1 protein-coding gene is annotated in these 1,015 nt (G+C 70.3%); it reads left to right on the forward strand.

Annotation, left to right across the window (positions count from 1 at the left end; genetic code table 11):
- On the forward strand, positions 1–1,015 hold a 1,015-nt coding region (locus tag ACFQEU_RS16530; protein ID WP_379783923.1), incomplete at both ends, for a DHH family phosphoesterase.

Raw genomic sequence — 1,015 nt, forward strand, 5'->3', positions numbered from 1 at the left:
TGGTCGCCGACCACGTCGTCGACCCCGTCGAAGCGACCACCCGGCGCGTCCTCGACGCCGTCGGACTGCCGCCGCGGGACGCACAGGACGAACGGGTGACCGGCGAAGTCGGCTCCCCCGGCTTCGACGAACCGGACGTACAGGAGCGACCGCCGCGGCTAGTCCGGACTCTGCGCCGGATCCCCGGCGACCTGCTCGTCGTCGCTCACGACAACCCCGATCCGGACGCCATCGCGAGCGCGCTCGGACTCGCCCGGATCGCCGAGGCGATCGGGACGCCCGCCGACGCCGTCTACGGCGGCGAGATCGCCCACCAGGAGAACCGCGCGATGGTGAATCTGCTCGACCTGTCGCTGCGGACGTTCGCGGACGTGGATATCGACTCGTACGCCGGGATCGCGCTCGTCGACCACTCGCGGGCCGGGATCAACGACTCGCTGCCGGAGGGAACGGTCGTCGACATCGTCGTCGACCACCACCCGCCGCGCGGCCCGATCGAAGGGACGTTCGTCGACGTCCGTCCCGACATCGGCGCGACGAGCACCCTGATCGCCGACTATCTCTCGCGGTTGGGGATCGCTCCCGACCGCGCGATCGCGACCGCGTTGTTGTACGGGATCCGGGTCGATACCCGTGATTTCACCCGCGAGGTGTCGATCGCTGACTTCGAAGCCGCCGCGTCGCTGATCCCCGACGCCGACGAGTCGACGCTCGAACGCGTCGAGAGCCCGAGCGTGAGCCCGGAGACGCTGCGCGTGCTCGCGGCGGCGATAGAGAACCGCGACGTCAGAGAGTCGGTCATCGCGTCGTGTGTCGGGGAGATAACGGACCGCGACGCGCTCGCCCAGGCCGCGGACCGACTGCTCGACCTGGAGGACGCCTCCGTCACCTTCGTCTACGGCTACATGAACGGCATGATATACGGGTCAGCGCGCGCCCGCGGCGCGGACCTCGACGTGGGGGAGCTCCTGCGAGACGCGCTCGAACAGGCGGGCTCGGCCGGCGGGCACGCCAA

Origin of the sequence: Halorubrum tibetense (assembly GCF_042661865.1) — an archaeon.
Lineage (GTDB): Archaea > Halobacteriota > Halobacteria > Halobacteriales > Haloferacaceae > Halorubrum > Halorubrum tibetense.